Raw genomic sequence first — 4,437 nt, forward strand, 5'->3', positions numbered from 1 at the left:
TTCTCGACGGTGTAGCGGTATGCGGACTTTCCTGCCCACGGCTGCACGAGCGCGTAGCCCAGGATCTGACCGGTCGGTGACTGAGCGACGAGAAAGGGCAGGTCGAGCTTCGCCAAGAACGCGAACTTCTCGCGCCATTGCGCGATCGACCAGACCTTCTCATCGAAGGTCACGACGGAGTTGCGCACGTAGTAGTTGTAGATCTCCCGAATGTCGGGGATGTCGCGCTCCTCGGCGGCCCGGATGACGTAACTGAACGGCCCTTCAGGCTCGGACCGCCGTCGCAGATGGAAGGGAAGCCGCCGCTTCTTGTCGTATTCCTCTTCCAGCATGAGATCAGCCTACGCCGACCGCTCGACGCGCCAGTCGATCGGTTCTGCCCCCTGCTGCTCCAGCAGCTCGTTGGCCCGGGAGAACGGGCGGGAGCCGAAAAACCCACGGCTCGCCGACAGGGGTGAGGGATGCGGCGACTCGATGATCGGAACCGGCCCCAGCAGGGGCCGCAGACTGGCGGCATCCCGCCCCCACAGGACGGCGACAAGCGGCTGGTCGCGTGCTGCCAGCGTTCGAATCGCGTGCTCTGTGACAGCCTCCCAACCCCAGCCGCGGTGCGAGCCGGGAGCGCCCGGGGACACGGTGAGGACACGGTTCAGCAGCATGACACCCTGCTCGCTCCAGGCCGACAGGTCGCCGTGAGAAGCTGCCGGAATGCCGAGGTCATCGTGGAGCTCTCGATAGATGTTCCCGAGGCTCCGCGGCAAGGGCCGGACGTGAGCGTCGACAGCGAATGAGAGACCGATGGGGTGTCCGGGCGTCGGATAGGGATCCTGACCGACGATGAGAACCCGCACGTCTGCCAGCGGACGCGCGAAGGCGCGGAGGACTCGATCTCCCGCCGGTAGATAGCGCCGCCCGGCGGCGACCTCAGCCCGCAGGCGCTCCCCGATGCCCGCGATCCGATCGGCGACAGGCGAGAGAGCCTCAGCCCAGCCGCTGTCGATCAGACCGGCGTCGGCGAGCTCGGGCAGGGACATCGCCATGGGTCAGGCCGACTCCGTGACCGCGGCATCCTGCTCGATGACCGACCCCTGCCACGACCACGGGAAATCGATCCACAGGTCGGTGTCTTTCCACGACCAGTCCGGACGGATGATCGTCGTCGGCTTCGTGTAGATGACGACGCTGCGCACGATCGCGCCACGATCGGTCAGCAGACGCACCGCCAGATCGAGCGTGCGCCCGCTGTCGGCGACATCGTCTACGAGCAGGACACGACGACCGTCGAGGTAGGCCATATCCATCTCTGGGGGCAGGAGCTCGGGATCGGGAAGCACCGTGCCGATGCCGGTGTAGAACTCGACGTTGATCGCCCCGCAGTTCTTGACGCCGAGCCCGTACGCGATGGCGCCGGCAGGCAGGAGCCCGCCGCGGGCGATCGCGACGACCACATCGGGCATGAAGCCATCAGCCACGATGGTGCGGGATAGCTCACGCGTGGCATCTCCGAACCCTTGCCAGGTCAACGTTTCCCGCTCGGTCGTCACCGGTTCTCCTCTCGGTTACCCCCGCACCAGACTAGGCGGCGCCGCGGTGCTATTCTCGCGGGCATGCCCGCCGCATCCGCCCTCGACCGGTTGCGCGGAACGGGCCTGGGAATCACTGCAGGGCTGATCGGCTGGTTCATCCTCGTCGAATTCGTCAGCGGCATCATCCAGGGCTACTACGTTCCGCTCTTCAGTGACATCGTCATCGACCTCGGCATCCACGATTCGGATGTGAACTGGTTCGAAGCTGCCCAGCTGCTGCTGTCTGCGCTCGTCGTTCCGATTCTCGCGAAGCTCGGCGACATGTACGGGCACAAGCGGATTCTGCTGATCTCGTCCATCCTGACCGCTGCAGCCAGCTGGTGGCTCGTGTTCGCGGGAGACTTCTGGACCTTCCTGATCGCGTGGGCATTGCAGGGGTTCTACGTCGTCTGGCTGCCGCTGGAGGTCGCGCTCATCTTCGAGCGCGGTCGCCGCCAGAACCGCGGCGTTTCCTCCACCCGGCGCGCAGCTGGGCTCCTCGTCGTCGGACTGCAAGCCGGTGCGATCGCGGGGGCGCTTGCCGCAGGCGCGATCTTCGAAGCGACCGGCGACCTCACCGTCACGATGATGATTCCCGCGATCGCGGTCACCCTCATCGCCGGGGTCATCTGGCTCGGTGTTCCCGAGTCTGAGCCCACGACGGGTCGGCGCCTGGACACCTGGGGCTTCGTGCTGCTGACGTGGGGTCTGTTGCTGGTGACGGGCGCCCTGGTCTACATGCGCATGATCCCGCAACTCGACCTCGGCGAGAACGCGTGGTGGTGGGTGGTCGCGCTCTTTGCCGCCGGGCTTGGCGTCTTCGTCTGGTTCGTCCGGTTCGAACTGCGCCAGGACGACCCCGCGATCGACATCCGGGTCCTGCGGCGACCCGAGATGTGGCCCGTGCAGACGACTGCGTTCCTCGTGGGAATCAGCCTGCTCGGCGCCCAAGGGCCGCTGTCGACGTACGCGGGAACCGACTCATCTCTCGGCTACGGACTGGGGCTGTCGGCGTCGCAGCGCTCGTACGTGATCGGCGTGTATCTGCTCTCCCTCATCATCGGCGCCATCATCTTCGCCGTGCTGTCGCGTCGGGCCAATCCCCGACTCATCCTGATCGGCGCATCGCTTCTGGTCGGCATCGGCTACACGCTGTTCTTGCCGTTCCACCTCGAGCTCTGGCAGGTGCTGCTGAACCTCATGATCGCGGGCCTCGGCTCCGGCGCTCTCGTCGGGGCGCTGCCTGCGGCGGCTGCGGCGGCAGCCCCACGTGGACAGACCGGCATCGCCTCCGCGCTGACCAACACCACCAAGACCGTCGGCGGCGCCTTCGCGTCAGCCGTGTTCGGCGTGCTGCTTGCAGCCGGCGCCGGGGCTGTCGCCAGCGAAACCGCGGCATCCCTCGGCGGCTACCTCGCCGTCTGGGCGATCTGCGCCGGCGGCGGTTTCCTCGCAGCCCTGCTGCTGCTGTTCGTCCCGAAGGTCGCCTTCGCCGACACCGACACGAGCCAGCTCGAGGCCACCCAGGGCAGCGGGCAGCTGACCTGAGCGTGGTCGCGCCCGCCCCTGCGCTACGGGAGGCGCGGAGTGAGCGGGCCTCGGGCAAGCAGGTACTGGGCAGACTGCGCGACGGGGCGCATGGTCACAAGGTCGAGGTTGACGTGGCCGGGCGCCTCCAGGGCGTAGCCGATCACATCGGCGACGTCCTCGGCAGTGAGCGGGTTCTGCACGTCCTCGTAGACAGCCGCCGCACGGTCACGATCACCACCGACACGGTTCAGGGTGAACTCCTCGGTATAGACCATCCCGGGGGCGATCTCGATGACGCGCAGTGGCTCCCCATTGAGCTCGAGACGCAGGGCATTCACCAGCATCGACTCGGCGGCTTTCGCGGCGTTGTATCCACCACCTCCGGGGTACGCAACCTGCGCGGCAGTCGAGGTCACGAACAGCAGGTCGGCATGACCGCCGGATGCCGCACTTCGCCGCAGCTGCGGGAGCAGCGCCTGCGTCAGCCGCTGCACGGCGAGGACATTGACGTCGTACATCCATTGCCAGTCCGAGGTGCGGCCGTCCTCGACACGGTCGGTGCCGCGAGCACCGCCGGCGATGTGTGCAACCGAGTGCACGGCTCCGGACCCCGCGAGAAACTCCGTCAGCGCGTCGATGTCGGCATCCGTCGTGAGATCCGCAGCGAACGCAACGGCTCCGGTCTCATCCTCCAGCGCCGCGAGGCGATCGGCGCGCCGGGCGACGGCCACGACCTCCCACCCGCTCGCGCGCAGACGGCGCACCGTTGCCGCACCGATTCCCGAACTGGCTCCCGTCACCACTGCGCGTCTGGTCATGCGTCAACGCTAGCTGGCACGGGCACGCGAAGTGTTACGTCACATTTCCATGCGGTTGTTGACAACGGCACGTCTTCGTACTCTCGGTGGTGGCCGGTCGACCCGCCGACCGACCCCGAAGACGCAAGGAGCACCTCATGTCCGCACCCGAGAACTGGAAGTTCGAGACCAAGCAGATCCACTCCGGCGCCGCCCCCGACCCGACCACGAAGTCGCGCGCGACCCCGATCTACCAGACCACCTCGTACGTGTTCGACAACGCCGACCACGCCCAGAACCTGTTCGCTCTGGCCGAGTTCGGCAACATCTACACCCGCATCATGAACCCGACGCAGGATGTCGTGGAGCAGCGTGTCGCGGCGCTCGAGGGTGGCAGTGGCGCCCTCCTCGTCTCGTCCGGTCAGGCTGCCGAGACCTTCGCCGTGCTGAACATCGCGCAGGCCGGCGACCACATCGTCTCGTCGAGCTCGATCTACGGCGGCACCTACAACCTCTTCAAGTACACGCTCGCCAAGCTCGGCATC

At 67.0% G+C, this 4,437-nt stretch carries 5 protein-coding genes and 1 pseudogene; 2 read left to right on the top strand and 4 right to left on the bottom strand.

Going from position 1 to position 4,437, the window contains the following annotated elements; genetic code table 11:
* From Q1V87_RS13200 to Q1V87_RS13210, 3 genes and pseudogenes are all read right to left on the bottom strand, one after another.
* Positions 1-332, bottom strand: a pseudogene (locus Q1V87_RS13200) (N-acetyltransferase); the annotation flags it as partial.
* A gap of 9 nt (positions 333-341) precedes the next feature.
* Positions 342-1,040: a uracil-DNA glycosylase gene (locus Q1V87_RS13205; protein WP_300593726.1), complete on the bottom strand. Its 699-nt coding sequence runs from the start codon at positions 1,038-1,040 to the stop codon at positions 342-344.
* A gap of 3 nt (positions 1,041-1,043) precedes the next feature.
* Positions 1,044-1,544, bottom strand: coding sequence for a phosphoribosyltransferase (locus Q1V87_RS13210; RefSeq protein WP_300593729.1), 501 nt, complete (start codon positions 1,542-1,544; stop codon positions 1,044-1,046).
* 63 nt (positions 1,545-1,607) lie between these two features.
* On the opposite strand from Q1V87_RS13210, the gene Q1V87_RS13215 reads away from it, so the two are divergent.
* On the top strand, positions 1,608-3,113 hold the full coding sequence (locus Q1V87_RS13215) for an MFS transporter (RefSeq protein WP_300593732.1): 1,506 nt from the start codon (positions 1,608-1,610) through the stop codon (positions 3,111-3,113).
* A gap of 23 nt (positions 3,114-3,136) precedes the next feature.
* Here Q1V87_RS13215 and Q1V87_RS13220 read toward each other — a convergent pair whose 3' ends face one another.
* Positions 3,137-3,913 carry an SDR family oxidoreductase gene (locus Q1V87_RS13220; RefSeq protein ID WP_300593735.1) on the bottom strand — a complete coding sequence of 259 codons (777 nt, stop codon included), beginning with the start codon at positions 3,911-3,913 and terminating at the stop codon, positions 3,137-3,139.
* Between the two features lie 137 nt (positions 3,914-4,050).
* Between Q1V87_RS13220 and Q1V87_RS13225 the strand changes: the two genes are divergently transcribed.
* Positions 4,051-4,437 (top strand): PLP-dependent transferase (locus Q1V87_RS13225; protein WP_300593738.1); only part of this gene is annotated, 387 nt, incomplete at its 3' end.

It is taken from the genome of Microbacterium sp., assembly GCF_030149085.1.
Taxonomy (GTDB): domain Bacteria; phylum Actinomycetota; class Actinomycetes; order Actinomycetales; family Microbacteriaceae; genus Microbacterium.